Origin of the sequence: Bacillus sp. MZGC1 (assembly GCF_002998605.1) — a bacterium.
GTDB lineage: Bacteria > Bacillota > Bacilli > Bacillales > Bacillaceae > Bacillus.
The window spans coordinates 357,694-382,000 of sequence record NZ_PVRE01000004.1 but is presented as its reverse complement, the minus strand read 5'-3'; the positions used below and the strand labels follow the sequence as shown (position 1 = coordinate 382,000).

32 protein-coding genes, 2 tRNA genes and 1 rRNA gene are annotated in these 24,307 nt (G+C 41.2%); 13 read left to right on the top strand and 22 right to left on the bottom strand.

Annotated elements, in window-relative coordinates; all coding sequences use genetic code 11:
- From C6Y06_RS15100 to C6Y06_RS15090, 3 genes are all read right to left on the bottom strand, one after another.
- A 16S ribosomal RNA gene (locus C6Y06_RS15100) occupies positions 1–130 on the bottom strand; the annotation flags it as partial.
- Between the two features lie 134 nt (positions 131–264).
- Positions 265–338, bottom strand: a tRNA-Gly gene (locus C6Y06_RS15095).
- A gap of 11 nt (positions 339–349) precedes the next feature.
- Positions 350–426: transfer RNA gene (locus C6Y06_RS15090), tRNA-Arg, on the bottom strand.
- A 369-nt stretch (positions 427–795) separates the two neighbouring features.
- On the opposite strand from C6Y06_RS15090, the gene gltP reads away from it, so the two are divergent.
- A complete protein-coding gene (gene gltP, locus C6Y06_RS15085) occupies positions 796–2,046 on the top strand; it encodes a glutamate-aspartate/proton symporter GltP (protein ID WP_034666069.1) in 1,251 nt (416 codons plus the stop codon).
- Between the two features lie 36 nt (positions 2,047–2,082).
- Here the strand turns inward: gltP and C6Y06_RS15080 are convergent, their stop codons facing one another.
- Both C6Y06_RS15080 and C6Y06_RS15075 read right to left on the bottom strand, forming a co-directional pair.
- Entirely contained in the window at positions 2,083–3,102 is a 1,020-nt protein-coding gene (locus C6Y06_RS15080; protein WP_106037149.1) for a S66 family peptidase, read from the bottom strand.
- 80 nt (positions 3,103–3,182) lie between these two features.
- Positions 3,183–4,058, bottom strand: coding sequence for a DMT family transporter (locus tag C6Y06_RS15075; RefSeq protein ID WP_106037148.1), 876 nt, complete (start codon positions 4,056–4,058; stop codon positions 3,183–3,185).
- A 296-nt stretch (positions 4,059–4,354) separates the two neighbouring features.
- Here C6Y06_RS15075 and C6Y06_RS15070 point away from each other — a divergent pair, with 296 nt between their 5' ends.
- Both C6Y06_RS15070 and C6Y06_RS15065 read left to right on the top strand, forming a co-directional pair.
- Complete coding sequence (locus C6Y06_RS15070) at positions 4,355–5,080, top strand: AzlC family ABC transporter permease (RefSeq protein ID WP_066031263.1); 726 nt, start codon at positions 4,355–4,357, stop codon at positions 5,078–5,080.
- Positions 5,077–5,397, top strand: coding sequence for an AzlD domain-containing protein (locus tag C6Y06_RS15065; RefSeq protein WP_106037147.1), 321 nt, complete (start codon positions 5,077–5,079; stop codon positions 5,395–5,397). The genes C6Y06_RS15070 and C6Y06_RS15065 overlap by 4 nt, the downstream gene beginning before the upstream one ends.
- Positions 5,398–5,433: 36 nt before the next feature.
- Here the strand turns inward: C6Y06_RS15065 and C6Y06_RS15060 are convergent, their stop codons facing one another.
- The 3 genes from C6Y06_RS15060 to C6Y06_RS15050 all read right to left on the bottom strand — a co-directional run bounded on the left by C6Y06_RS15060 (position 5,434) and on the right by C6Y06_RS15050 (position 7,572).
- Positions 5,434–6,096 carry an O-methyltransferase gene (locus C6Y06_RS15060; protein WP_106037146.1) on the bottom strand — a complete coding sequence of 221 codons (663 nt, stop codon included), beginning with the start codon at positions 6,094–6,096 and terminating at the stop codon, positions 5,434–5,436.
- Positions 6,097–6,244: 148 nt separating this feature from the next.
- A complete protein-coding gene (locus tag C6Y06_RS15055; RefSeq protein ID WP_066031265.1) occupies positions 6,245–6,430 on the bottom strand; it encodes a CsbD family protein in 186 nt (61 codons plus the stop codon).
- 152 nt (positions 6,431–6,582) lie between these two features.
- Entirely contained in the window at positions 6,583–7,572 is a 990-nt protein-coding gene (locus tag C6Y06_RS15050) for an aldo/keto reductase family protein (RefSeq protein ID WP_106037145.1), read from the bottom strand.
- Between the two features lie 202 nt (positions 7,573–7,774).
- Here C6Y06_RS15050 and C6Y06_RS15045 point away from each other — a divergent pair, with 202 nt between their 5' ends.
- Positions 7,775–8,668, top strand: coding sequence for a LysR substrate-binding domain-containing protein (locus C6Y06_RS15045; protein WP_066031266.1), 894 nt, complete (start codon positions 7,775–7,777; stop codon positions 8,666–8,668).
- A gap of 127 nt (positions 8,669–8,795) precedes the next feature.
- Positions 8,796–9,347, top strand: a complete 552-nt coding sequence (locus tag C6Y06_RS15040) for a GNAT family N-acetyltransferase (RefSeq protein WP_106037144.1) — start codon at positions 8,796–8,798, stop codon at positions 9,345–9,347.
- A 4-nt stretch (positions 9,348–9,351) separates the two neighbouring features.
- Here the strand turns inward: C6Y06_RS15040 and C6Y06_RS15035 are convergent, their stop codons facing one another.
- A complete protein-coding gene (locus C6Y06_RS15035; protein ID WP_060595624.1) occupies positions 9,352–9,939 on the bottom strand; it encodes a LysE family transporter in 588 nt (195 codons plus the stop codon).
- Between the two features lie 109 nt (positions 9,940–10,048).
- On the opposite strand from C6Y06_RS15035, the gene C6Y06_RS15030 reads away from it, so the two are divergent.
- Positions 10,049–10,612: a helix-turn-helix domain-containing protein gene (locus C6Y06_RS15030; RefSeq protein ID WP_034665985.1), complete on the top strand. Its 564-nt coding sequence runs from the start codon at positions 10,049–10,051 to the stop codon at positions 10,610–10,612.
- Positions 10,613–10,645: 33 nt separating this feature from the next.
- On the opposite strand, the gene C6Y06_RS15025 is transcribed toward C6Y06_RS15030, so the two are convergent.
- From C6Y06_RS15025 to C6Y06_RS15005, 5 genes are all read right to left on the bottom strand, one after another.
- Positions 10,646–10,939, bottom strand: a complete 294-nt coding sequence (locus tag C6Y06_RS15025) for a hypothetical protein (RefSeq protein ID WP_034665989.1) — start codon at positions 10,937–10,939, stop codon at positions 10,646–10,648.
- Between the two features lie 349 nt (positions 10,940–11,288).
- Positions 11,289–12,341 (bottom strand): LLM class flavin-dependent oxidoreductase, encoded by a 1,053-nt coding sequence (locus C6Y06_RS15020; protein ID WP_060595623.1) that lies wholly within the window; start codon positions 12,339–12,341, stop codon positions 11,289–11,291.
- Positions 12,342–12,358: 17 nt separating this feature from the next.
- Positions 12,359–12,982, bottom strand: coding sequence for a nitroreductase family protein (locus C6Y06_RS15015; RefSeq protein ID WP_106031701.1), 624 nt, complete (start codon positions 12,980–12,982; stop codon positions 12,359–12,361).
- The gene (locus C6Y06_RS15010) at positions 12,966–13,439 is read right to left on the bottom strand and encodes a MarR family winged helix-turn-helix transcriptional regulator (RefSeq protein ID WP_106037143.1); all 474 of its coding nucleotides are present in this window, start codon (positions 13,437–13,439) and stop codon (positions 12,966–12,968) included. Before C6Y06_RS15010 ends, C6Y06_RS15015 begins: the two co-directional genes overlap by 17 nt.
- Positions 13,440–13,548: 109 nt before the next feature.
- Entirely contained in the window at positions 13,549–14,091 is a 543-nt protein-coding gene (locus C6Y06_RS15005) for a dihydrofolate reductase family protein (RefSeq protein WP_106031699.1), read from the bottom strand.
- A 192-nt stretch (positions 14,092–14,283) separates the two neighbouring features.
- Between C6Y06_RS15005 and C6Y06_RS15000 the strand changes: the two genes are divergently transcribed.
- Both C6Y06_RS15000 and C6Y06_RS14995 read left to right on the top strand, forming a co-directional pair.
- Positions 14,284–14,679, top strand: coding sequence for a VOC family protein (locus tag C6Y06_RS15000; RefSeq protein WP_034666005.1), 396 nt, complete (start codon positions 14,284–14,286; stop codon positions 14,677–14,679).
- Positions 14,676–15,215: a GNAT family N-acetyltransferase gene (locus tag C6Y06_RS14995; RefSeq protein WP_034666010.1), complete on the top strand. Its 540-nt coding sequence runs from the start codon at positions 14,676–14,678 to the stop codon at positions 15,213–15,215. The genes C6Y06_RS15000 and C6Y06_RS14995 overlap by 4 nt, the downstream gene beginning before the upstream one ends.
- Here the strand turns inward: C6Y06_RS14995 and C6Y06_RS14990 are convergent.
- Positions 15,212–15,481 (bottom strand): YesK-like family protein, encoded by a 270-nt coding sequence (locus C6Y06_RS14990; protein ID WP_106037142.1) that lies wholly within the window; start codon positions 15,479–15,481, stop codon positions 15,212–15,214. The two genes, C6Y06_RS14995 and C6Y06_RS14990, sit on opposite strands and share 4 nt — an antisense overlap.
- Before the next feature lie 53 nt (positions 15,482–15,534).
- On the opposite strand from C6Y06_RS14990, the gene C6Y06_RS14985 reads away from it, so the two are divergent.
- Complete coding sequence (locus C6Y06_RS14985) at positions 15,535–16,008, top strand: GNAT family N-acetyltransferase (protein ID WP_034666017.1); 474 nt, start codon at positions 15,535–15,537, stop codon at positions 16,006–16,008.
- Here the strand turns inward: C6Y06_RS14985 and C6Y06_RS14980 are convergent.
- Entirely contained in the window at positions 16,003–16,788 is a 786-nt protein-coding gene (locus C6Y06_RS14980) for a GNAT family N-acetyltransferase (protein WP_106037141.1), read from the bottom strand. The genes C6Y06_RS14985 and C6Y06_RS14980 overlap by 6 nt on opposite strands.
- A gap of 1 nt (position 16,789) precedes the next feature.
- On the opposite strand from C6Y06_RS14980, the gene C6Y06_RS14975 reads away from it, so the two are divergent.
- A complete protein-coding gene (locus C6Y06_RS14975) occupies positions 16,790–17,116 on the top strand; it encodes a hypothetical protein (protein WP_223251457.1) in 327 nt (108 codons plus the stop codon).
- 32 nt (positions 17,117–17,148) lie between these two features.
- Here the strand turns inward: C6Y06_RS14975 and C6Y06_RS14970 are convergent, their stop codons facing one another.
- On the bottom strand, positions 17,149–18,348 hold the full coding sequence (locus tag C6Y06_RS14970; protein ID WP_060595617.1) for an MFS transporter: 1,200 nt from the start codon (positions 18,346–18,348) through the stop codon (positions 17,149–17,151).
- A 31-nt stretch (positions 18,349–18,379) separates the two neighbouring features.
- Positions 18,380–18,985 carry a TetR/AcrR family transcriptional regulator gene (locus C6Y06_RS14965; protein WP_060595616.1) on the bottom strand — a complete coding sequence of 202 codons (606 nt, stop codon included), beginning with the start codon at positions 18,983–18,985 and terminating at the stop codon, positions 18,380–18,382.
- A gap of 240 nt (positions 18,986–19,225) precedes the next feature.
- On the opposite strand from C6Y06_RS14965, the gene C6Y06_RS14960 reads away from it, so the two are divergent.
- Both C6Y06_RS14960 and C6Y06_RS14955 read left to right on the top strand, forming a co-directional pair.
- A complete protein-coding gene (locus C6Y06_RS14960; RefSeq protein ID WP_060595615.1) occupies positions 19,226–19,678 on the top strand; it encodes a MarR family winged helix-turn-helix transcriptional regulator in 453 nt (150 codons plus the stop codon).
- A 56-nt stretch (positions 19,679–19,734) separates the two neighbouring features.
- Positions 19,735–20,634: an alpha/beta fold hydrolase gene (locus C6Y06_RS14955; protein ID WP_106037140.1), complete on the top strand. Its 900-nt coding sequence runs from the start codon at positions 19,735–19,737 to the stop codon at positions 20,632–20,634.
- Between the two features lie 33 nt (positions 20,635–20,667).
- On the opposite strand, the gene C6Y06_RS14950 is transcribed toward C6Y06_RS14955, so the two are convergent.
- A complete protein-coding gene (locus tag C6Y06_RS14950) occupies positions 20,668–21,816 on the bottom strand; it encodes a type II asparaginase (protein ID WP_106037139.1) in 1,149 nt (382 codons plus the stop codon).
- 284 nt (positions 21,817–22,100) lie between these two features.
- Between C6Y06_RS14950 and C6Y06_RS14945 the strand changes: the two genes are divergently transcribed.
- The gene (locus C6Y06_RS14945) at positions 22,101–22,463 is read left to right on the top strand and encodes a UPF0715 family protein (RefSeq protein ID WP_223251461.1); all 363 of its coding nucleotides are present in this window, start codon (positions 22,101–22,103) and stop codon (positions 22,461–22,463) included.
- On the opposite strand, the gene C6Y06_RS14940 is transcribed toward C6Y06_RS14945, so the two are convergent.
- From C6Y06_RS14940 to C6Y06_RS14930, 3 genes are read right to left on the bottom strand one after another with little or no spacing between them, the layout of a single operon-like run.
- Positions 22,460–23,470, bottom strand: coding sequence for an alpha/beta hydrolase family protein (locus tag C6Y06_RS14940; protein ID WP_060595611.1), 1,011 nt, complete (start codon positions 23,468–23,470; stop codon positions 22,460–22,462). The genes C6Y06_RS14945 and C6Y06_RS14940 overlap by 4 nt on opposite strands.
- The gene (locus tag C6Y06_RS14935) at positions 23,467–24,021 is read right to left on the bottom strand and encodes a hypothetical protein (RefSeq protein ID WP_106037137.1); all 555 of its coding nucleotides are present in this window, start codon (positions 24,019–24,021) and stop codon (positions 23,467–23,469) included. The genes C6Y06_RS14940 and C6Y06_RS14935 overlap by 4 nt, the downstream gene beginning before the upstream one ends.
- Positions 24,018–24,209 carry a MerR family transcriptional regulator gene (locus C6Y06_RS14930; protein WP_189288372.1) on the bottom strand — a complete coding sequence of 64 codons (192 nt, stop codon included), beginning with the start codon at positions 24,207–24,209 and terminating at the stop codon, positions 24,018–24,020. Before C6Y06_RS14930 ends, C6Y06_RS14935 begins: the two co-directional genes overlap by 4 nt.
- Positions 24,210–24,307 lie beyond the last annotated feature (98 nt).

Sequence of the window (24,307 nt, the reverse complement as noted above, 5' to 3'; positions counted from 1 at the left end):
AGGTTACCCACGTGTTACTCACCCGTCCGCCGCTAACATCCGGGAGCAAGCTCCCTTCTGTCCGCTCGACTTGCATGTATTAGGCACGCCGCCAGCGTTCGTCCTGAGCCAGGATCAAACTCTCCGAAAAAGTACAAAACCGAAGTTTTGTTTTTCGTCAGCGTTTGACTGACTACCTATGATGTTTCATAGGATTTTTTTATAAAAACTCGAATTAACAGGTACGTTTTGTCTTGTTTAGTTTTCAAAGATCACGTTTCAAAATGGAGCGGGTGATGAGAATCGAACTCACGACATCAGCTTGGAAGGCTGAGGTTTTACCACTAAACTACACCCGCGTGATTTGTATTGGCGCGCCCGAGAGGAGTCGAACCCCTAACCTTTTGATCCGTAGTCAAACGCTCTATCCAATTGAGCTACGGGCGCTTAATCAGGCGACTTAATTATCTTAACATATCGTTTTTATCAAGTCAACATCTTTTTAAAATTTGTTTGTCGCATGTGTTTGAATGTCTTTGTTTCAAATACGTCATCAGCGACGAATAAAAATATACCATGGATCACATAAATGGGTCAATACATTTTTCTAAAAAAGTTTCATATTTTTTAAGAAGTGGTTTTTTCTTAGATAAATAGAGATGCAATAGCCCTATTTTCTTCTCTTTCTTCATAATTCTAATGATTCTTAAATAAAATCTTTCTAAATCCAAAGGAGGACAAAACATGGTCACATAGAATTTTTATTTATTGGAAAATTCTTAATATTTTCCAAGCATTTAAAGGAGGTAGGAGATGATGAAAAAGTTCGTCGCTTTTCAAATCATGATCGCTTTGGTGATAGGAGCTCTTATCGGCCATTTCTTTCCTGACTTCGGGATGGCACTGCGGCCAATTGGAGATGGATTCATCAGATTGATTAAAATGATCGTTGTTCCTATCGTTTTCTCTACCATTGTTATTGGTGCAGCTGGCAGTGGCGGTATGAAGAAAATGGGCAGCCTAGGATTAAAGACGATCATTTGGTTTGAGGTCATCACAACCATCGTTCTAGGAATTGGTCTATTGCTGGCTAATGTTCTAAAGCCTGGCGTTGGCCTTGATTTCTCTAAATTAGCTAAGAAAGATATTGGTGAATTAGATGGCTATACGCAGAAAGTCGTCGACTTTAAACAAATGGTACTCGATATCATTCCAACGAATATCGTCGATGTCATGGCTCAGAATGATTTACTTGCTGTCATTTTCTTCGCCATATTATTTGGTGTAGCCGCAAGCGGCATCGGTAAAGCATCCGCTCCTGTTCTCACCTTCTTTGAATCAGTGGCACAAATTATGTTTAAGCTAACGCAGATGGTCATGGTGACAGCACCTATTGGAGTTCTTGCATTAATGGCTGCTTCCGTTGGCCAATATGGCATTGTTTTATTAATCCCAATGATGAAGCTTGTCGGGACTGTATTTTTAGGATTATTCATTATTCTCTTTGCTTTGTTCCCTCTGGTCGCACTGATCTTCCGTTTTAACTACTTCGAAGTTTTAAAAATGATTTGGGATTTGTTCTTGGTTGCCTTCTCTACTACAAGTACAGAAACTGTCCTTCCTCAGCTTATGTCACGAATGGAGAAATACGGGTGTCCAAAAAGAATCGTCTCCTTTGTCATTCCATCTGGTCTCTCTCTCAATTGTGATGGATCAAGTTTATATTTATCGGTTTCCTGTGTGTTTCTTGCACAAGCGTTTGGTGTCGACATGAGTTTGTCACAGCAGCTTTTGATGATGCTTGTTCTTGTGTTAACGAGTAAAGGGATTGCAGCAGTGCCATCCGGTTCACTCGTCGTTCTTTTAGCAACCGCCCATGCAGTAGGTCTTCCAGCAGAAGGCGTCGCCATTATCGCCGGTGTTGATCGAATTATGGATATGGCACGAACAGGTGTGAATGTTCCAGGGCATGCCGTTGCATGTATTGTCGTATCGAAATGGGAAAAAGTATTCCGTGAGTCCGCATGGGAAGTTCCAAAAGCAGGTGAGGAAACAAAAGGGATGTAATGTTATATGAAGGAAAGGGGTTCCCCTTTCCTTTTCTTATGATAAAAATGCTTGCTTTAGGACCGCTTTGCCTTGAGGTTGCAGCTGCACTTCTGCATATGCGCCATTAATCAGCGTCATTTGTGGCGGGACATGCCCACAATCTATATCGTAGAAAATGGGGATTTGTAATTCCTTTTGTAATTCTTCATATACGTCCCGATATTGATACCCTTCCACTGGCACATCAACTGCACTTCGCCCAAACATGATACCTGAACAGTGGTCAAACCACCCGGCTAGTTTTAATTGAACAAGTGATCTCTTCATGCTGGTAGCATTTAATGCGCAGTTTTCGAAGTACCAGAGAATCGGTTCACCTTTTATGAATGTTTCCTGAAAAGCTTTAACGTCTCCAAAAGGTGTCCCCGCTAAGTGACGTATGATATCAATGCAGCCTCCCATCATTCTCCCCTTCACCGCCATCTCCTGTGGATGAACCGTGCGCCATCTTGTAGGCTCTGTTAAATGAAAGACATGTTGACTCGGGGTGTCATGCTGCCATTCCTTTTGATACTTATATGAAGAAAACTGAGTAATGTCCATCTCCTCTTCTGTGGAAAGCACTTTTTCCCACATAGCAGTCGTTTGATCAGACTCTTCCCCTCGTAAATCCACTAAGTTTGGGCCATGTGCTGTAGCAATGCCTGTTTTTAATGTAAATGCCAGCAAGAGTGCACTCGTATCTGAGTAACCAAGAATCCACTTTTTGTGCATCGTTGAGAAATCAAGGTGCTCTAGCACTTCCATAAGAAGCTCTCCTCCCCATGGCGGGATGATGTGGTCAATCTCATCGCACGTCATCATATACTGAAGCTCGTTTGCTCGTTCTATGGCAGGCGCTGATTTTGCCTTTTCCTGGTGCCATACCGTCTCTCCACATGTGACATCATAGCCTCTTTTTTTCATTCGTTCGCATGAGAGCTGAAACATGTCATGCAAAGATGGCTGTACACCTGAGGAAGGTGCTGTGACACCAATCGTTTGTCCTTTTTGTAAATGCGGAAATTGTATCATCCTGTTTCCCCCATCCTCTCTCAATCTCTCAAACCTACCCATTTTAAAGAAGATGCCCCTTTTACAAGGGACATCTCCTCTTATTCCTTTTGACGCAGCACAGTATAGACACCTGCAAATATACATAGAATTCCAATGAATGAGCGTAATCCCATTTCTTCTCCCAAAAGCAGCCAGCCAAGAATGGAACCTACGATCGGTTGAAAGAAAAAGAATAGACCTCCGCTTGAGGCATCCATCAATTGAAGCCCTCTATTCCACAAAAAGAATGCTAAAGCTGTTGAAATGATGCCTAGATAAAGAATACCGCCCCAAATCTCTGGCCTTGCCATCTGCTCCACATCTAGGTGAGGTAAACGAAATAATACTGGCGGTGTTAAAACAATGAATGCAATGATGATCGCATATGTGGTTGTCACCACCTGAGGGTACTTTCCTGGAACTCGTTTTAGCAAAACAGACATAAGCGCCCATGTTAAAGCAGCGATGACCAATGAAAGACCGCCAACAAATTCATCTGTTTGCACTGCGACTGGTCCAATCATGAGCAATACACCTGCTGTAGCAAGCAGGATGGATGCGCACTTTCGAACAGTCATGGCTTCTTTTAATAGAAAGAACGCAAACAGCACCATAAACGCAGGTGTTGCAGATGTGATAACGGCCCCCATTTGTGCAGACGTATACATCGTCCCGATTTCTTGGGTCACGATGGAAAGAAAATTTCCGATCAGCCCAATCACCACTATAAGTGGGATATCTTTTTTATCTAATCGAAAGGAATAGCCCAAGCGCCAAATGGTGAACACCAAAACGACTCCTGCTACAGCATATCTCATCCAAACGAGCTCAAGTGGCGGAACAACCGCTACTGTTACTTTGACAACAACGTACATGCCGCCCCAAATACTTGCAGCGATTGCTAGGTAAAGGGCGCCTATATATTTTTCATTCATCTTTTTCCCTCCGTTACTGGATATTTTGATGACCATATCCACAAACGGAGATCACTCTCCGTTATGGACGGAGGGCATTTGGAACATCATGTTCAAACAAAGGCTTCCATAGCATTGCCGTCACTCCAATTATTTTTATTTTCTGATACTTTATAACAAATTCTGGTTGACTTCAATCCTTTTTTGTCACCTTTTTTCTTCATATAATAGAAGATAAGCGGCTATTGACATGCTGAATTCGTTTTCATATAGTAAGTAAAACTATAGGTGGTCACGCAGAAAAGGAGTAGAGGTCGTTGGATATTGAAGCTAGAAAACACATTCCCAGCACGGAGCATGAACCATTTCTCGAGGGAATAAAAGATTGTGTGCCAACCCTGCTTGGTTATATGAGTATTGGGTTTGCCTTCGGAATTGTTGGAATTAGCGCACAGTTGAGCTTATGGGACATTGCGCTTCTATCAATCTTTATTTATGCAGGTGCTTCACAGTTTATTATCTGTGCACTGCTTGTCACTGGAAGTCCCCTTTCCGCTATTATTCTCACTACATTTATTGTGAATCTGCGTCATTTATTGCTCAGCCTGACGCTGGCTCCTCATTTTACACGCTACTCTGTGAAACAAAACATTGGATTCGGTCTATTGCTGACTGATGAATCCTTTGGCGTAGCCATGAATAAATTAGCTCAGCATGGCAAGCTGAATAATCGGTGGATGCATGGGCTGAACATAACGGCTTATTTGTGCTGGATTGCTGCCTGTATACTTGGCGGCATTTTTGGACACTGGATTTCAAATCCTGAAGCCCTTGGTCTTGATTTTGCCCTTTCCGCTATGTTTGCTGCGCTGTTGGTTCTTTCTTTGCAAACTGTGCCTAAAAGTAAGTTAACCCATCGCCTGTCACTTGTTTTGTATATGGTCGTTGCAATGTTTGTTCTGCTTCATTTTGTTCCCTCACACGTGGCTGTTCTGTTAGCCACCATGATTGTCGCAACCATTGGGGTGGTGACAGATAAATGATCAGCAGTTTTATGATATGGCTGATTCTCGGCTGTATGATTGTAACCGTCATTCCAAGGGTCGTTCCCTTTTTATTTGTACGAAGTATCGAGCTGCCTGAAGTGGTGCTTAAGTGGTTATCGTTTATTCCCATTTGTATCTTTACAGCTTTGATTGCAGAGCATCTGTTCATTCATACCACAACAGGCGTCACCATTCACTGGATGTACCTTGCTGTCTTAGTTCCGACCGTACTGATCGCTATTTGGACAAAAAGCTTGTCACTTACTGTTCTTGTAGGCGTCATGCTGATGGGAACTGTTAGATGGTTTTTCTAAAAGAAAAAGCTTAACCGCATGTGGTTAAGCTTTGTTTCATTTTACGATTCCGTATACAAATCCATCGTAACCCTTTTCACCAACAGTTTGAATGGCTGTAGCCTCTATTCTTGACTCTTGTTTGAGTAAATTGAAAAATTCACGAGTTCCTTGCACTCGTTCATCCCCATCACAGTCATGAAGGACTGCTCCATTTCTGACGACATTGTCTGCAATAATGACTGTTCCCTTTTTCGAAAAATGTAACGCCCTCTTTAGATATTTCGGGTTGTTCGGTTTATCTGCATCAATGAAAATCAAATCGAATGGAAGCACATCCCTCTCTTTTAACTGAGATAGCGTATCCAATGCTTCTCCTAGCAAAATGCTCACCCGTTCCGATAAGCCCGCTCTGCTGATGTTTTGCTGCGCAATCTGTACATGGTGGCTGACAGCCTCTAATGTGATGAGTTCTCCATCCTCTTCAAGAGCACGCGCCAACCAAATGGTACTGTATCCACCGAGTGTCCCGATCTCTAAAATGCGCTTTGCATTCTTGGTTTTTGCTAATAAATAAAGCATTTTCCCTTGAGCTGGTGACACATCAATTTCTGGCAGGCCTGCTTGCTTATTAATAGTAAGAGCTTGCTCCAAAACATCATCTTTAGGAATCAACTTGTCTGTGAGATACTCGTCAACTTTCTCCCACACTTGCTTCATCTCAACCATCTCCCTTAATCATGTCTTCTGTTTCAAGTCTACATGATGATAGCGAGCGCGTATAATCAATTCTTTTCACACATCTATTCATTTTATTGATGAAAGACATGTCATGATGGAGACATGAAGCAGTGCCATGTTTTCGGATTTACTGGTTGAGGTGATTTTTCAAATCCCCTTTTTTATCTTGAAGCTTTCCTTTTGCCTGATCCTTTTTCCCTTCTGATTTCAGATTTTGATGATCTGTTGCTTCGCCAAGCTTTTCTTTCACTTGACCTTTGACTTGATTTGTTTTTCCTTTCGCTTTATCCATATGTCCTTTTTCTTCACTCATTTGTTCCACCTCCACGTTTGATACTATTCATTTAGCCTTTTTGAGAGATACAAAACATCTGAGTGTGCGATCCAAGAAACTACAGCAACATGAAAATCCAGCCAAGGTCGGCTGGATTAAAAATAATGATCTATAAGATAGACTTAAAAGCTTTAACCTGTTTTACTCTGATCGTATTCAACCAGATCACCTAGAATTTCGTCAATCTGATTCATCATCTCAGTTTCAATTTTCACCTCAGATGCTAAAGCATTCTCCCTCACCTGTTCTGGACTAGAAGCACCAATAATTGCTGCAGAAACGTTCTGGTTTTGCAGTACCCATGCTATCGCAAGCTGAGCGAGAGTAAGATCAACCTCTTGTGCGACGGGCTTAACCTTTTGGATCGCCTCTAAGGTGTTATTATTCATCCAGCGTTGAGCAAGGTTTTTAAAAAAAGGTTTTCCAGCAGATGAGTTAGCACGCGAATTAGTCGGAAGTGATTTTCCTGGGAGATACTTTCCAGTAAGGATCCCCTGCGCCAAAGGCGACCATACTACCTGGCCAAGTCCTTCACGCTGGCAGGTCGGTATTACATCACTTTCAATGATTCTCCATAACATGGAGTATTGAGGTTGGCTGGCGATAAGGGGGACATTTAGCTCTCGTGCAAGCGCTGCCCCTCGAGTAATTTGTTCTGCTGTCCACTCACTTACACCAATATAGTTCACTTTACCCTGTCTTACTAAATCTGCGAAAGCTAACATCGTTTCTTCCAGAGGTGTAGTTGGATCAAACCTGTGTGCATAGTAAATATCAATATAATCCGTTTGTAAACGTCGCAAAGAGGCATTACAGTTTTCCAAAATATGCTTGCGTGATAATCCTCTATCGTTTTTCCCAGTACCAGTTGGATGACATACTTTTGTACAAAGTTCAATACTCTCCCGCCGGATCCCTTTTAAAGACCTGCCTAGTATCTCTTCAGCCTTGGTGTCTGAATAAACATCAGCAGTATCAAACGTCGTAATACCAACATCAAGAGCAGCTTTCACACAATCATGGGCAGTTTCTTCATTTATCTTACCACCATGATTAATCCAGTTTCCGTAAGCAAGTTTACTAATTGTTAATCCACTAGATCCAAGTTTACTATACTCCATAACAATGCCCTCCTTTTGAAAGAATACTTTCATTATAAAAAGAGGTCGTTAATATGTATAATATATATATTCAGATAAATATATATATATTTTATATAATTAAAAATATTTCCATTAAAAAAGCGCAAAACTGTTTAATAACAATCCTTTGTAATCATTTTACACAATAAGCAAGTATGAAATTTATAGGGGGGCATAAAAAATGGATCTGAGACAAATACGTTATTTTATAATGGTTGCTGAAGAACTAAATTTTAGCCGGGCAGCTGAACGTCTTAAAATGGCACAGCCTCCATTAAGTCAAGAAATTCGTAAATTAGAAGAAGAGTTAGGTGTTACGCTTTTTCATAGAACGAAAAGACAGGTTAAACTTTCAGATTCGGGGAGAGTATTTTTAGAAGAAGCCCGCCGTACGCTTCTTCAAGTAGATAGAACGATTAAAGCAACACAACTTGCAGATGACGGAAGGATAGGTCAGTTAACGATCGGTTTCGTAGATTCTACTGATATTGTGATCGATATTATTAAAAGGTTTCGAGAAAATTTTCCTAACATCCATCTTGTCTTATGTGAAATGGCTACAGAACAGCAGTTAAAAGCACTATATAAGAAAGAAATTCAAATAGGATTTATTCGTTCTAACCAAAATAATAAGATACTTACCTCAGAAATTTGTTGTGAGGAATCATTAAGCTTGGTTTTGCCAGAAAATCATCCTTTAGCTTCATTTCCCAAAGTTCCAATTCATTTATTAGCCAATGAACCATTTATCATGTTTCCACGTCATCTAGGTGCAGCATTTTATGATTTAATTATCAGCTACTTTTGGGAAAATAGCATAAGTTTAAACGTAGTTCAGGAAGCTATTCAAATGCATACGATTGTTAATTTAGTTGCTGCAGGAATGGGAATCTCTGTGGTTCCATCCTCAGTAGAAAGCGTAAAACGCGCAGGGGTTGTTTATAGAAAAATCCAAGAAACTACACCAAAAGTAAATTTATATGTTTCATGGAGACAAGATGATACATCAACCGTCGCTGACCACTTTTTAACAGTTGTGAGAGAAGCTTATTTAAGTTCTCAGTCTAAATCATGAAGATCCAGACAGGGTCAGCTGGATTAAAAAATACTTATCTATAAGACAGGCTTAAAAGCTTTAACCTGCAATGTACACGTTTCAGGTATGATAGACATAATGGAAAGAAAGGTTGGTGCTCTGTTCAATGATCATCTCTGAAAACATATTCACCGTTCGTGGTTTGACCTATCGTATTCGGTCTGCTGCAATTGGCGATGCCAAGCAGTTATCAGCTCTCAGACTGAAAATTGATGGTGAAACAGAATATTTAGACCGTGAACCAGGCGAAGCCTTTCTTCATGAAAAAGATTTTGAGGTTTTGATTCAAGAGGATGCCAAACAAAGCAGGCATTTATTTTTGGTCGCTGATATTGAAGGAGAGATTGTCGGTTTCTCTAGATGTGAGGGACATTCACTCAAGCGCTCTGCTCACAAAATGACATTTGGCATCGCCATACAAAAGGATGCCTGGGGCTATCACATTGGCAAAGAGCTTTTAGCCGCTTCTATTGACTGGGCTGATCAGCAAGGCATCCAGAAGATGTCACTTCACGTGCTGGAAACCAACCAAAAAGCCATTCGGTTATATGAGCGCCATGGCTTTCTGATTGAAGGGGTATTAAAAAATGATAAACGGCTGGCAGATGGACTTTATTACAATACTGTTGTGATGGGCAGGCAGAGGCCAAGCTTCTGACTACTTACATCACATAGCCCCATACCATTGAAATCGCACTGTATATCAGAAGCAGCCCCATGACAAACTGGAACGGTTTTTCGTAAGCAGTCAAAAAGCGCTTATATAAAGAGCCAAATAGGCTCCAGCTGAATGTACCGAGAAAGCCAATAAGTGCGAGAATCAATGTCCATATCACATACTGCATATTAGATTGTCCATATGGCAAAACAAAGGTTGAAATCACGGTCAACCCATACAAGATCGCTTTTGGGTTGATAAATTGCAGCATCATACCAGGAACAAAATGATTGTAGCGGTCAAGGGTTTCGTCATCCCCGCCTTTACTTTTCATGATTTTGACAGCTAAATAAATCATGTATGCGGCTCCGATGAACGCCATGACCCAGCCTATTTTCGGCATCACTTGATAAAGAATGATATTAAAGAAGCAACTCAAACACAAAATGACGAGAAATCCGATACCCACACCTAAACAAAATCGAAATGTTTGCTTGACCCCATACTTATTCGTAAAGACCATGGCCATGATGTTGTTTGGCCCCGGGGTAAAGCTGCTCACAAAAGCATAGATCAACATAGAAAGAATCAAGTTGCCGCCTCCCTCGTGCGTTATTAAGACTTTAATTACTTTATTACGTATGTTACGTTTTATTGTAACGTTTGGTCTTTATAAAGTAAATAGAGAAAGGAGTTTTTTCATGGAAGATGTACAATCGATTATTTCTAAAAATGTGAGGCTTCTTAGAGATCAAAAAAAATTAAGCCTAGAAAAGATGGCAGAATTAACTGGTGTCAGTAAAACCATGATTGGACAAATTGAAAGAGGAGAATCAACCCCTACCATCACGACTTTGTGGAAAATCGCCAACGGATTAAAGGTGTCTTTTAGTGAGCTCATTTACGCACCACAGCCTGAAATCAAGGTGGTACGCAAGGAAGATGCACAGATTTTAACGGAAGATGACGGGAGATATCGCGTGTATACGACTTTTCCCTTTGATGACCGGGGAAAATTTGAAGTGTACCGAGTAGAAATTGATCCTGGCGGGTCGCTGCATGCGAATGAACATATTGGCGGAACAGAGGAATTGATCACTGTTTTTGAGGGAGCGCTTGATATATCCATTGGTGATGAGCAGTACAGCTTAAAGGCCGGCGACTCCATTCGTTTTAAAGCGGACCGTTCGCATGCATATAAACAAACCGGAGAACAAATGGTACGGCTGCAAATGATTCTTTATTATCCTCATGAAAAAAGCTGACAGGCTTGTCCACCTGTCAGCTTTGCGATTTATTTAATTAAATCCCGGATCACGTACAACCGTTCCAGTAAATGTGACTCTGTATTTTCCTAATCCTAATTCTTCAATAGAGGTTTGTTTTAAAATACCGACCCAGCCATCCTTTGCATAGACAATACTTTCTGGGATGTTCGAGGTCGTATACGTTCTTGTTTCTGAGACAGTTCGACTCGCCTGAACGGTTATTTCACTTTTTGTTTGCTCCTTTGCTTCCACTGGAGCAGCTGTGACCCCGGCACCTGTTAAGACAATTGCTCCAACCAAAACTGAAGACATGACCTTTTTCATAAAAAAAATCCCTCCCTTTTTTTGTTGAACATATTAACCATACCATAATTTAGTCCTTTTATAAGTTATTTTTTCATTTTTTTGAAAATTATGATATGATTGTCTTATGTTGGATAGAGAGTGTTCTATACTTCTATGCTTTTATCCTCATCTCATTCCGTCAAACAATTGTGAACGGAGGTGATTTCATGAAAAAATGGCTCATCTGTTTTCAACTTGTTTTCCTCTTCACCTTGACGACCACACCACTTGCTTCTGCTGCTTCATGTCCTACAGTGAAACCTTGTGTTATTGATCCTTAAGCATCAAAAAGGTCGATCAAGTGCATAGGCTTGATCGACCTTTTTCGTTATGCTTGCTCTGCTTCCCAGCGGGCAATCTCTTCTCTTACTTTAGGAGCGACTTCTTTTCCAAATAACTCAATGGCTTTTAATACTTGATCATGCGGCATGGAACCAACCGGTACATGAAGCATAAAACGCGTGATTCCTACATTTTTTCTAAGGTGAATCACTTTCTCTGCCACTGCATCTGGATCTCCTACATACAGGGCGCCTTCTAACGTTCTCGCTGCATCAAATGTAGAACGAGTATATGGACCCCAGCCTCGCTCTCTTGCTAATGTGTTCATCACATGCTGTGTGGAAGGGAAGAATTGGTCTGCTGCAAGATCTGTTTCTTCCGCAACAAATCCATGCGAATGTGACGCTACGGTTAATTTCTCTGGGTCATGTCCAGCGTGCACTGCCGCTTGCTTGTACAGCTGTACAAGCGGTGCGAACTGTCTAGGACTCCCGCCAATGATAGCAAGTACTAGCGGCAGCCCCAATAATCCAGCACGTACAACAGATTCACGGTTTCCCCCACTGCCGATCCAGATTGGAAGCGGATCTTGAACGGGTCTTGGATATACCCCAACATCTTGAATAGATGGGCGATGCTGTCCGCTCCATGTTACACGCTCGGACTGCTGTAATTTGAGCAGCAAATCAAGCTTTTCTTCGAATAATTCTTCATAATCATTCAGGTCATAGCCAAAGAGCGGGAATGATTCAATAAATGAACCACGGCCTGCCATGATCTCTGCACGCCCGTTGGATAGTCCATCTAATGTTGCAAAATCCTGAAAGACACGAACAGGATCTGCTGATGAAAGGACTGTCACTGCACTTGTCAGGCGGATATTCTTTGTTTGTGTTGCCGCAGCCGCTAAGACGACAGCTGGATTCGATGCAGCGAAATCTTGTCGATGATGCTCACCCACTCCAAATACATCAAGGCCGACTTGATCTGCTAAAATAATTTCTTCGACTACTTCTCGAATACGCTGTGCGTGACTGACTGTTTTTCCTGTTTGAAAATCAGGTGTTGTTTCTACAAATGTACTAATTCCTAGTTCCATGAGTGGAACCCCCTATCTTATAAATATGTCACAAATTCAGAGACAGGCTTTCGGTAGCCTCTCGCTTGTCTGCTCTCTACTTTTTCTTTTCCGAGTGTGATCATTAACACAGGAACCAAATCCGAATCGATGTTCAACACCTTTTTCATTGCTTCAGGGTCAAAACCGATCATTGGGCACGTGTCCCATCCCTTGTTTTTGGCGGCGAGCATAAACAGCATCGCAGATAATGAAGCATTGCGGATCGCCTCTTCTTTCTGAAAATCCGCTCCTCTCTGTTCATAAAAGCTCATCGTCTCTCTGACCATTTCTTCGTATTGCTGCGTGTTTAAAATGCCAAGCATTTTCAGACCTTCATAGATGTTCCCCGCTTGCTGATAAGCATTTGGGTCTCCAAGTACAATAATTGCTGCTGAGGCGGAATGCACCTTATATTGTCCAAATGCAGCTTCTCTTACTTGTTCTTTGAGACCTTCTGTTTGGACGACGACATATTGTGTGTGCTGTAAGTTAAAAGCAGATGGTGCCATTTTGACTTCTTCAAATATGCTGTTAAGCTCTTCTCTCGAAATCGAGATATTTGGCAAAAAATTTGATGCGGATCGTCTTTCACGTACCAATGTATCAAAGCTGAGTGTCATCGTGTTTCCCCTTTTCGTGAAGTTGTTTTGCACCTAAACCGATTTTTTTTAGTAATTCAATGAGCCGTTCTTTTTCTTCTTTTTCAATAAAGGATAGATTTTGCGAAATGACAGCAGTGTGTTTAGGAAAAATGTCGTCAAACAATTGCTTTCCTTTTTCCGTCAGCAATACATGAAATACACGTTTATCAGAGGGTGCACATTGCCTTTTCACCAGCTCTTGTTTTTCTAGTTTGTTCACGACATATGTCATGCTTCCACTTGGGATTGACAGGATGTCGCTGATTTTTTGGACAGGATGCGGCCCCTTACTATAGAGCAATTCAAGGATCTGAAAGTTTTCAAATCCGATATCATAACATTCAATGTCTGTTTGGATATTTGTAAAAAGAGCTTGATAGGCTTTCATCCACACGCGGAATAGCCTTAAGTCTAATTCATATTCATGCTTCACCATGGCAACTACTCCTTTTTTCAAGAAATCCTAAAACTAGGATAAATTTATCCTAACACTAGGATATTTTATTGTCAACGAGTTTGTTTCATAAAAAAAAGACCACCTCAGGTCAGTGATCCTCTTCTTTTAAGACAAAATGCATTTCAGCTATCTGCTTGTATTGTCGTACTTCTTTTAATGAAAACCTGGATTCCATATCCGCTGGGGAAAACAGAGGAATGCCTCTCCCAATCATGACAGGTGCGATTTGAAGGTAAAGCTCATCAACCAATCCTGCTTTTATGAAAGACTGAAGCAGTTCCCCGCCGCCGACAATCCAGATATGCTGACCTGGTACATCTTTTAATTTTTTCACAAATGATAAGATATCTTCTCGAATGATATGAGTTCCTTTCAGACTGTCTTGTAAAGTACGTGACATGATATAACAAGTCTTTCCTTCATACGGAAACTCATCTGGTGACAGCTGAAGAACCTGTTCATATGTATTGCGCCCCATGATCAGCGTATCAACTGACGCATAAAAGTCATCATAGTTCGTATCTTCTTCACCCTCTGTCCCTATTAGCCAATCGAGCCGGTGATCCTCTCTCGCTAAATAGCCATCGATACTCATCGCCCCATAAAAAAGCAGCTTCCTTTTCTGACTCAATCCCATCACTCCTTACCCTAAATAAGAACATATATTCTATCCTCATTGTATCAGAAAGGAAAGACAAAGGATACAAGGGTTTGCCATCTTCCATTTTCATGTCTTCAACACCGTGATTCAATAAGGTATCCTCTTCAGGTAATGATATAATAAAGTCAGTTCAATCAATGATCATACTTGGAGGAGAGACTGATGATACGACGACTTGATCATATCGTGTTGACTGTACAACATATGGAGGACACCATTCGCTTTTATACAAACGTATTAGGAATGAAGGAAGAAACCTTTGGAGAAGGCCGTAAAGCGCTTCGTTTTGGTTTACAGAAGATCAACCTTCATGAAGCTGGTCATGAATTTGAGCGGGCAGCGGCTCACCCACTTCCTGGCTCTAGTGATTTGTGCTTTATCACCGATTTAGATATGGATAGTCTGCTGCTGCACCTTCGCAAGCAAGTGGTTCCTATTGAAGAAGGGCCAGTCAGGCGCACAGGTACATTAGGTCCGATTGAATCTGTTTATATCCGTGATCCTGATCTGAATTTAATTGAAATTTCTCGATATATAGAGGAGGGTGATCCGTCATGACCCGCTTATTTTTGAGACCGATCGAAGAGCAGGATTATCCTGGTATTCAAAGAGGATGCCAGCATGCAGAAACTCTTTATATGACTGGCACACGCAAAACGTTCACACTAGAAGAGATTCGTTCAGCCTATACCCGATTTTTACAAGATGACAGCAGACGAGATTTCGCCATTTGTCTGCTAGACACGAAAGAAATGATTGGGGATGCGGCGATTGTGGACATTGATCCAATTAATCATACGGCAAGCTTCCGCATTGCGCTTCATGGACCAGAACATTTCCAAAAGGGCTATGGTACAGAAGCTGTCCGGATGGTTCAAGCATTCGCCTTTGATACATTAGAACTCAATCGTCTTGAGCTCGAAGTCTTTTCCCATAATCCAAGAGCCTTCAGAAGCTATGAGAAAGCCGGATTTCAATATGAAGGGAAAAGACGCCAAGCACTCTATTTCAATGGAACCTACTCAGATGTGATCATCATGGGCATCCTTCGTGAAGAATACAATCAGATGAACAGTGGCGATGCCCCCGCTTAAGAAGGGTCATCTTTTTTAAAAAATTGAATCGCTGTGACGATGGTCAAACAAATCATGGAAGAGAGAACGATAGAGACGCTTGATATACTAAGCGCCATGCCTTCCCATCTGCCAATGAAGAAACTGGATATCAATAAAACCAATCCAAATAGAATGAAGCATATAGGGAGGATTAGCCCCGCATGACGGTGTCTGCGTCTTTTCCCTGCCCACCATGAGAGACACAATACAACGATTGTAAAAATAGCGGTTTGCAGCCAAAACATGTTGTTTCAACTCCCATTCTCTTTTTTATCTTATAACAATGGAGGTACTTCCAATGAACATTAGACCCATTGAGCAAAAAGACAATCCGTATATCGCAGCGATTATCCGCCAGTCACTAGAATCGGCGAATTTGGCGATTGAAGGAACCGCCTACACTGATCCCCACCTTGACCAGCTTTTCGAATACTATCAATCATTGACTCATGCAGCCTATTGGATTGCTGAAGAGAATGGTGACATTGTAGGCGGCGTAGGCATTGCTCCATTTACAAACGACATCTGTGAATTACAAAAGCTTTATTTAAGTCCAAAGGCACAAGGAAAAGGTGCGGGCAAAAAACTGATGGATACGGCGCTGCAATATGCCTCTACATACTACGAAGCATGTTATTTAGAAACCCGCCAAGAATTAACTGCAGCCACCGGCCTTTATCAGCGATATGGCTTTTCTCTTCTCTCTGAACCGATTGATGGCTCTGAGCATTCTGCGATGGATGCTTGGTATCTCAAAACCTTCTCATCATGAGCCATAAAACACTCGATAGGTTTTTGTCCGCTGAAAGCCTAGCTTCTCTGCCAGTTTGATCGAAGCTAGGTGATGGACATCGCAATCCCAATGCGGTGTCCTCTTATTTTCAAGACAGCTCCTGATCATCTGCTGACCTGCCAGCTGCGCCAAACCTTTCCCCCGGCAGGCTTCTTCTGTCCAAATATCGATCTCCACACGATCTTCACTTGAAAAAATGGAGACACATTCACTCACCACGTTCTCTCCATCTAAGATGGCAACTCCGATTCCTTTTGATAGAAAGCGCGCCGCTCTCCCCCAATAGGCTTCGTAATAGCTAGGAGGAAAAGCCCTGCTTGCATTGATCACCTGTTCATTTGTCCGCTCTACTCTATAGCCCGGATGAGGCACATCGACATAAGAATGTGCCTGCGGAAAAACGTACGCATGTCTTTCCATCTCATTTAGATGTGAACCAAGACATTTTTTCATCATCACATCTGTTGATTGATTCGCTGAAAATACGGTAAACCGGCCGTTTTGTCTTCTCTGTCTTTCGTAAACATCCACAATGAAGGCCAAGCAGCGTGACAGCTCCGCTTCTCTCTTGCCTGCAACATAATAAATGCCGCATGCAGCTTCAAGAAAAAAAACAAGAGGGTGCTCTACATCATCTACATAAAGATGCCCTTGTATGAAACCATCCATGACCGCATCTACAAACACTGGATATGCCGGGTCGATCTGGCGAATTCCTTCTTTCATCGATGGTGACCTTTGCTTCTCCAAGAGATGCAAAGTGCTCCCTCCTTTCACGAACATGTTCTTTCCTTCCATTATAAATAAAAAGCTGCGCGCATGCAGTGACTCTTTTTACCCTTTACTGTGGAACTACTTTACCATCCCTGCACCTGTCAACATTCTCATCTCCACCGCCATCAATTTAGCCTTTCAATTAGGGGCGGCCGCGTTATATTCGACTGCTTTACTGCAATTGATTATGCCTTATTTCAACGGCATTGCCTTTCTGACACTGACTGGTCATATCATCGCCTTTCTGTTTTACAAAAAGCATCAAAATCAAAAAATGGCACAGGCATTGAATCGTCTGAAGCCACAGTCATAAAAAAAGAGACCTCAATAAAGGTCTCTTGTCTGTTATTCTGCCGCAGGCTCTTCTGCCTTCCCCTTCCAAATAAGGGTTAAGCCTAATCCGAGAAATAAGACAACTCCTGCGAATAGAAATGGGAAATGTATATTTTGATCGAATAAAATGCCGCCAAGTGCTGGGCCGAAAATCGTACCTAGGCTTGTGTAGGTGGAGTTCATCCCTGCGACAAATCCTTGCTGGTTTCCAGCGATTTTGGATAAGAAGGTCGTTAATGCTGGTCGCAATAAATCAAACGCAAGGAAAATGACACATGTGACAATCAGTACAACCAAAAAGCCTGAAACGACTGTCGAAACGAAAGCAAGGACCGCTCCGACAATCAGGCATAGCTGAATGACTCTTTTCTCCCCTAGGGCATTAACCAGTTTACCAAACACAAGTACTTGGATGATGACCGCCACAATCGAGCTGACGGTAATGATGACGGCAATATCTTTTGGTCCAAATCCAAACTTATGATTTGTAAACAAGCTAAAGACTGTTTCATACGCAGATAGTCCAAAAGCGAGGACAAACACAATGATAAAGGCGATGAGATAGCTTGGATGAATCGATTTTTTCAAATCTTTAAAGAAAGTAGATTCCTTCACTTGACCCATTTGTTTCGCTCGCTCTTCTTTTGTTAATGGCTCCTTCAGCATAAACATAGACGAAATGACGGCAATAAACGCAATCCCTGCTGCAAAGAAGAATGGCAGGCGTACGCCATATTCTGCGATAAATCCGCCAATGCCCGGGCCAATAATAAAACCGGTACTAATGGCCGCTGACACATAGCCCATTGCCTTTGATCTTTCTTGAACGGTCGTGATATCTGCGACATAAGCAGTGACAGCCGGCATGATAAATGCCGCACTAATGCCGCCTAGCAGCCTTGCAAAATACAGCACATACACGTGTGTCCCAAGACCGAAGACGAGTTCTGATAACGCAAATAGAAACAGTCCTGACACAATCATAATCTTTCTTCCGTAGCGGTCTACCCATCTCCCTGCAATAGGTGAAGCAATGAGCTGAGCCACGGCAAACGCCGCCACAAGGTATCCCATCGTACTCCCTGTTAGATGCATTACATTCATGAATAGCGGCATGACAGGAATGATGAGACCGATGCCTAAAAACGCAATAAATATATTACTTAATAAAATAACGAGTACAGCTTTTTGCTCACGAATCGGTTTTTGCATGATGTTTGTTTCTCCTTTACTGACTCACTTGTTACTCATGATGGTTGATTCCGTGAATAAACAATGAGATCGCCTCTTTTTGTAACTCTTTCTTCTGTTGGATGGTGTCACTTTTATATAACACGTCTAATCCGTAAAAAACGGAAAGTAATATTTTCACTTTTGACTCCACATGCTGAATTGACCAGCTGCCATCTTCGTTTCCTTCAAGTAAGATGTCTCTCATCACATCATCAAAATCGGCATCAATCTTGTTCAGCCGTTCCATGACCTCGTCTGATGTAAAGGCACTTGCACAGAATTCCTCACTCGCTCTCATTAATGGGTAGTTAATCCCCATTTGACTGAGCAGCTCTGCAAATCCGGCGAGCTTATCAATGGCCCGGTGCATCGTTTGTTTCTCCTGATGCCACGTCTCCATCATCAAACGGTGATCCTCTTCCATGATATGAAGGAACAAGAACTCTTTTCCTTTAAAATGGTGATAGAGATTGCCTTTACTAACCTCAGCAGCCTCTAGAATATCCCGCACGGATGTTTCTGAATATCCTTTTTTCGCAAATAAATCACGAGAAGCGGTGACGATTTTTTGCTTCGTCTTCTCGCTCTTTCCAGCCCCGCTTTGTGTACTTGTCATCTTTCACAATCCCTTCTACCTTGCTTTTCTTTGCAAGGACAAATCAAAACCGACCAGTTGGTTTATTTTTTTTATTATAAATGGATCTTTTTCAAAATACAATGAAAAAGTCATCGAATTCATAAGGAGTGAATCATGTGAAAACAAACAATACAGTCATTTATGCCCTCTCATCATTTAATAATTCTTAATATTTAACTTCACTTAACAATAAGGATTGCCTATAATAGAATAGAGGTGATGTCATTGGATGAGGAAATCATTCATTACGGTAAAAAAATCATTGAATACTCAAATGCACTAGGCTCTATCTATGTAGAAGAGTATCAACGATTTTTAAAACATGAGTATGCAGATTTATCAGCCAAACAAGAGCTGACACTTGAATTATTACGGACAAAAACGAGAACAATCAACGAACTAGCTGATTACTTTTCAATTTCGGCAAGTGCCGCTAGCCAGCTTGTATCAAAGCTTGAGCAGCTTGGCTATGTCAAACGAGAAATTAATCCACATAACCGAAGAGAAATCATTGTTGATTTTGCTCAAAAGGGTCATGACTATCACAAGAATACGGAAGAAATTCAATTGCACCTTATTCAAAAATACTATGCAAGGCTTCCAAAAGAAGATTTAAAAACATTATTATCTCTATACGAAAAAATCTATCAGATTGCAAAAGAAGCGCCTTAATTCGGTGTTTCTCTCATCAACATTTAAGCTAGATAAACTATTAAGGGGATGAAAATATGGGTAGGATTCATTTACAAGATGGACGTCATATTGGTTTGTGTGAATACGGTGATCTTGAAGGGTTTCCAGTATTCTTTTTTCACGGAACACCTGGATCAAGAGTCATGTTTTTAGATGATGACCCAATCTCTAAAGAGCTCGGTGTTCGCCTCATCTGTCTAGACAGACCTGGATTTGGTTTATCTACCCCTCAACCTGACCGTACGATTTTAGACTGGGCAAAAGACGTGCTGGAAGTAGCAGATCATCTAGGCATTCACCATTTTTCAGTGATGGGTGTATCTGGAGGCGGCGCATTCGCTGCTGGCTGTGCCTACCAATTGCCGAATCGAGTCCTTTCAGCCGCTTTGATCTCAAGTACAACTCCTTTTCAGGACGGAAAACCGCCTAAAAGTATGCTGAAAGAGAACAAATTGGCTTTTTTCCTCAGTAAGAAGTTCCCTTGGCTATTGAAAGCAAGCTATCGTTCCCAGAAAAAAATGATTGAGAAAAAACCAGAGAAATTTAAGAAGCTGGCCAAAAATGGGAACAAACATTTACATCCATGGGACCGTCAATTCCTTCAAACCGATGAGCAGTTAGAGATGATGATGATGCATTTACACGAAGCCACTCGTCAATCGGTGGATGAATGTATTCATGAACCATATTTGCTCTCGCAGCCATGGGCATTCGATATGAAAGATATACAAATCCCTGTTGATGTATGGCATGGAAAAGAGGATACAATGGCTCCATTTGTAGAAATAGAAAAAATGGCTCCAACGATTCCAAACGTCAAAACCTATTATATAGATCAAGCGGGACATTTTCTTACAGATGTAGACGATATATGGCGAGATATTTTACTCTCTTTAAAAACACGTGCTGAAAAGTATCATCAGGAACATGCATAAAAAAAGACCCGAAACTTCGGGTCCCTTTCTTCATTAATATTTTTCATAATATGTCTGTACTTTATCTGGATCTTTTGTCTTCGTTAGAGCGAGCATAAGCAGAATGCGTGCTTTTTGTGGATTTAATGAATCCGATGACACAAAGTGATGTTCATCATCCATTTTTTCGTGGGTCACAATTCCATTTCCCGCACGGCTTGATCTCACGAGGACCACATCTTTCTTCACTGCATCTGTTGCCCCTTTGATGGCTTCTGTTGACATCGTTCCATTTCCTGCTGCGGCAACGACAATGCCTTTCGCTCCTGCTTTTACTGCTGCATCATACATGTATTTATGATCATTTTGATAGCCGTATAAAATATCAACTTGCGGTAATTCTTTTATTTTTGATACATCAAATTCACTTTCAGTCGTATGTTTTCTTGTTGATTCGTTATAGAAGGAAACCACTTCACCAGCAATTTCTCCAATGTAGCCATGCTCAAGAGACTTGAAGGAATCGGTTGTGGTCGTGTTTGTCTTTGAAATAAATCGAGCTGATGCAATTCGGTCATTTAACGTGACCATGACACCTTTGCCCTTTGCTTCTTTTATAGAGGCAATTTTGACAGCATGATACAAGTTCAGCGGACCATCCGCACTGATAGCAGACGCTGGTCTCATTGAGCCAACGACCACAACTGGCTTATCACTTTTGACAACCAGATGTAGAAAGTAAGCTGTTTCTTCAAGTGTGTCTGTTCCATGCGTGATGACTATGCCATCCACCTGATCATCATTTAAGAGTTGATTCACTCGTTTGGCTAATTTTAAAAGAAGGGCATTATCAACATTTTCACTGCCAACATTCGCTACCTGCTCACCGGTAACGTTTGCAATATCCTTTAGCTGAGGAACTGAAGCAATGACTTTATCGATGCCAAGTGAACCGGATTTATATCCTGTCGTATCTGTATCACTGTCCGAACTGCCAGCAATCGTCCCGCCTGTCGCTAATACCTTAATATTAGATAAGGACTTATTCCCTGTTTCTACGGCTGTCGTTTTGTCCTTTGATTGATTAGTTGCGCTTTCTTTTTCGCTTTGATTTTTCTCTTGGGTACTTGTATTGGCACAAGCTGCTGTCGACAGTAATAAAACAGAAAGAAGGACAGCACCTAACCATTTTGTTACGTTCATTCGATCATCTCTCTTCTTAAATGTGATGGATTCAAAGCTAGATCTCTTTCTATAGGGTTTACTTTATACCATTCCTTCATTCATCGGCATGAGGCGAAAGATACAGAACCAAATAAAGGAAAAATGGTCATTATCACAATCATTTATTTACTTCTAAATACCTAACTTTACTTTTAAAAGAGGAGATATTGAGGTTGTTCAATCAATAAAAGTAAACAATACTAGATCATCAATTTATGATAAAATATAGTAAATTTTACAAAAAAGGAGTATACGTATTGCAAATGCTTCAATCATTTCACAAAATCCTAATAACACCATTCCTTAGTTCGATTTTACTCAGTCTGTTCGTATGCTTCTATCCACCGATTCAGGGAGAGCCTGCGTTTCTGGTATTTTACATTCCCATCTTTTTTGTTTATTATTTCGTTTTTGCGGTTCCTTTGCAGTTGTTGTTTTCTTTGCAGCCAAAGGCTTTCCATCCTCTTTATTTAGCCGCTTATTTACTGATTTCAATGGTTGTCATGCTTTTTGTCATTGATGGTATTGGGAGCTCGGCATCTGTGCCTATCGTCATCATGAGCAGTCTCATCTACTGGATCTTTGATTCTTTGTTTTATCAAAGAACGCATGAAAAAAACACCTAATGCAAAGGTGTTTTTAGCTGCTCTAGTATGTTTTCACAGTGATCCAAGTACGCTTGGCTAAGCAGGAAGTCTTTCGGTGCGGCGATCGCTGCTAATGTGACCAGGGTATTTGAATGATGAATGAGCGGATTCAGCATTGAATGCTCTACGCCTCTAATTGTTTGAACATGCAACCATTTAGGTGCTACTTCTTTTTCGTAGATCCTTTTTGTTTCAGCAGAATCTACATTTCGGTCATTCTGCGCCAAAACCAAATAGGTCGGTGATTGGATGCACTTGATATCTGAAGTGGCATCGGCTTTCATGTTCTTTTGAATGAATTCAAATCGATCTTTTGTCATCTCTTGATCGTCCGTTTTCTTTTGATATGTGCGAAATGCTGCGCCTTCTACTAATAATTTGTTTTGCTCATCTTCTTTTTTGAGTGTTTTTTGAATTTGTTCTTTAGATGCATCCGCTTCTTTTAATGTTTGAAGTGTATAGTACCTTCCCTGTCTCATCCAATTGACAGCAGGCCCGACAAGAATGGAGGCTGTGATATCTGTTCGATCAGCCATTACTTTTGGGATCACCCAGCCTGCTTGGCTTGCTCCCCATAAGATGATTTGTTTTGATTGAAGATCAGGCTCTTTTTTCGCCCATTTGATCACATTGTCTACTTCTTTTGCACGATCCTCCATGGATTGATGGAGCCAGTTTCCTTCTGATTGACCCACCCCGGGCTTATCCCATGATATAGATGCATAGCCTTGCTTTGCAAAGCGTTCCATTAAGGGTCTGTATCCTCCGTCATATGTGGCATTTTGAGGACCATCCCCGTGTACAAAAAGCACAACTCCTTTGATTGGCGCTTTCTTAGGCGTGGTCACGATACCTGATAATGTCCCATTTTCAGTCTCCATGACGACTTCCTTTTCATTCATAGCAAAGCTGTTTTCATAAACTACAAATGCTGCGATGAAAATGAGTACTGCTGCTGCGATGATCAGCCAAATCCTTTTTTTCATCTTCTATTCCCCGCTCCTTGTTCAACTGTGTACACCATTGAATTTTGGTACGTGACAGAGACTGGTACATTCTCATATAAGATGATAGAAGAAGGTTGTGCACTCTCTTGTGTAAAAGGTACTTCATGTAGAAAAGCCTCAATTTCTTCAATGACCTTCTCTTCATCTCCAGCTAAAAAGCTTTTGACCGCGTAAGAACCTGCATCCAGTCTCACATCATAATCACGTTCATTTGATACATAATAAGAAATTGTTGTGTCATCTTGCAGATTGATCACATAATATCTCTCCTCAAAAAGAGACAGATCCAGCTCCTTTTGATGAACGATTTGTTTAAAGTCCAGCTCTGTTTCACCCTTTAGAAGATGATGCGGGATCTGTTTTAAATACCGAATTGGCCGATCTTGGATGGTTGTTTTATTAAGCTGAAGGCTGTTTTGAATCGACAGCATATGCTCCAGACGCTGTTTCACTTCGCTTAGTTCCTGTATTTGCTTCTCGACCTGATCCAGCATTTCTTGGTAGGACAGAGTGATACTTTGTTCATTCAAAAAGAGAAGCCCGCCTTTTTTAAGAAGAGGATTTGATAAAGGGTGTAAATCTCTTTTTCATCAAATAATTGGTATCCATTTTGAGCGATCTTCGCAGGACGTACGAGATCCTGTTCTATATAATGACGAAGCGTATACTTTGTGATGTTTAATAGCTTACATACTTCTCCACTTGTTACATACGTCACTAGATTCCCTCCTTGTGTACACATTCTAAACCATGTGGTTACCACACAGTCAATCATGCCATAAAAAAATCACCGAGGAAATCTGCCCTCAGTGATGT

Coding starts and splice junctions, on each gene's coding strand:
- C6Y06_RS14955 (WP_106037140.1), top strand. CDS start 19,735: ATGGGTAGGATTCATTTACAAGATGGACGTCATATTGGTTTGTGTGAA.
- C6Y06_RS14965 (WP_060595616.1), bottom strand. CDS start 18,985: ATGACAAGTACACAAAGCGGGGCTGGAAAGAGCGAGAAGACGAAGCAA.
- C6Y06_RS15075 (WP_106037148.1), bottom strand. CDS start 4,058: ATGAATGAAAAATATATAGGCGCCCTTTACCTAGCAATCGCTGCAAGT.
- C6Y06_RS15015 (WP_106031701.1), bottom strand. CDS start 12,982: ATGACACTCAGCTTTGATACATTGGTACGTGAAAGACGATCCGCATCA.
- C6Y06_RS15040 (WP_106037144.1), top strand. CDS start 8,796: ATGATCATCTCTGAAAACATATTCACCGTTCGTGGTTTGACCTATCGT.
- C6Y06_RS15025 (WP_034665989.1), bottom strand. CDS start 10,939: ATGAAAAAGGTCATGTCTTCAGTTTTGGTTGGAGCAATTGTCTTAACA.
- C6Y06_RS15065 (WP_106037147.1), top strand. CDS start 5,077: ATGATCAGCAGTTTTATGATATGGCTGATTCTCGGCTGTATGATTGTA.
- C6Y06_RS15045 (WP_066031266.1), top strand. CDS start 7,775: ATGGATCTGAGACAAATACGTTATTTTATAATGGTTGCTGAAGAACTA.
- C6Y06_RS15000 (WP_034666005.1), top strand. CDS start 14,284: ATGATACGACGACTTGATCATATCGTGTTGACTGTACAACATATGGAG.
- gltP (WP_034666069.1), top strand. CDS start 796: ATGAAAAAGTTCGTCGCTTTTCAAATCATGATCGCTTTGGTGATAGGA.
- C6Y06_RS14940 (WP_060595611.1), bottom strand. CDS start 23,470: ATGAAAAAAAGGATTTGGCTGATCATCGCAGCAGCAGTACTCATTTTC.
- C6Y06_RS15080 (WP_106037149.1), bottom strand. CDS start 3,102: ATGATACAATTTCCGCATTTACAAAAAGGACAAACGATTGGTGTCACA.
- C6Y06_RS15050 (WP_106037145.1), bottom strand. CDS start 7,572: ATGGAGTATAGTAAACTTGGATCTAGTGGATTAACAATTAGTAAACTT.
- C6Y06_RS14950 (WP_106037139.1), bottom strand. CDS start 21,816: ATGAACGTAACAAAATGGTTAGGTGCTGTCCTTCTTTCTGTTTTATTA.
- C6Y06_RS15010 (WP_106037143.1), bottom strand. CDS start 13,439: ATGGTGAAGCATGAATATGAATTAGACTTAAGGCTATTCCGCGTGTGG.
- C6Y06_RS14960 (WP_060595615.1), top strand. CDS start 19,226: ATGTCATTGGATGAGGAAATCATTCATTACGGTAAAAAAATCATTGAA.
- C6Y06_RS15020 (WP_060595623.1), bottom strand. CDS start 12,341: ATGGAACTAGGAATTAGTACATTTGTAGAAACAACACCTGATTTTCAA.
- C6Y06_RS15060 (WP_106037146.1), bottom strand. CDS start 6,096: ATGAAGCAAGTGTGGGAGAAAGTTGACGAGTATCTCACAGACAAGTTG.
- C6Y06_RS14970 (WP_060595617.1), bottom strand. CDS start 18,348: ATGCAAAAACCGATTCGTGAGCAAAAAGCTGTACTCGTTATTTTATTA.
- C6Y06_RS14985 (WP_034666017.1), top strand. CDS start 15,535: ATGAACATTAGACCCATTGAGCAAAAAGACAATCCGTATATCGCAGCG.
- C6Y06_RS14945 (WP_223251461.1), top strand. CDS start 22,101: ATGCTTCAATCATTTCACAAAATCCTAATAACACCATTCCTTAGTTCG.
- C6Y06_RS15030 (WP_034665985.1), top strand. CDS start 10,049: ATGGAAGATGTACAATCGATTATTTCTAAAAATGTGAGGCTTCTTAGA.
- C6Y06_RS14995 (WP_034666010.1), top strand. CDS start 14,676: ATGACCCGCTTATTTTTGAGACCGATCGAAGAGCAGGATTATCCTGGT.
- C6Y06_RS15055 (WP_066031265.1), bottom strand. CDS start 6,430: ATGAGTGAAGAAAAAGGACATATGGATAAAGCGAAAGGAAAAACAAAT.
- C6Y06_RS14990 (WP_106037142.1), bottom strand. CDS start 15,481: ATGTTTTGGCTGCAAACCGCTATTTTTACAATCGTTGTATTGTGTCTC.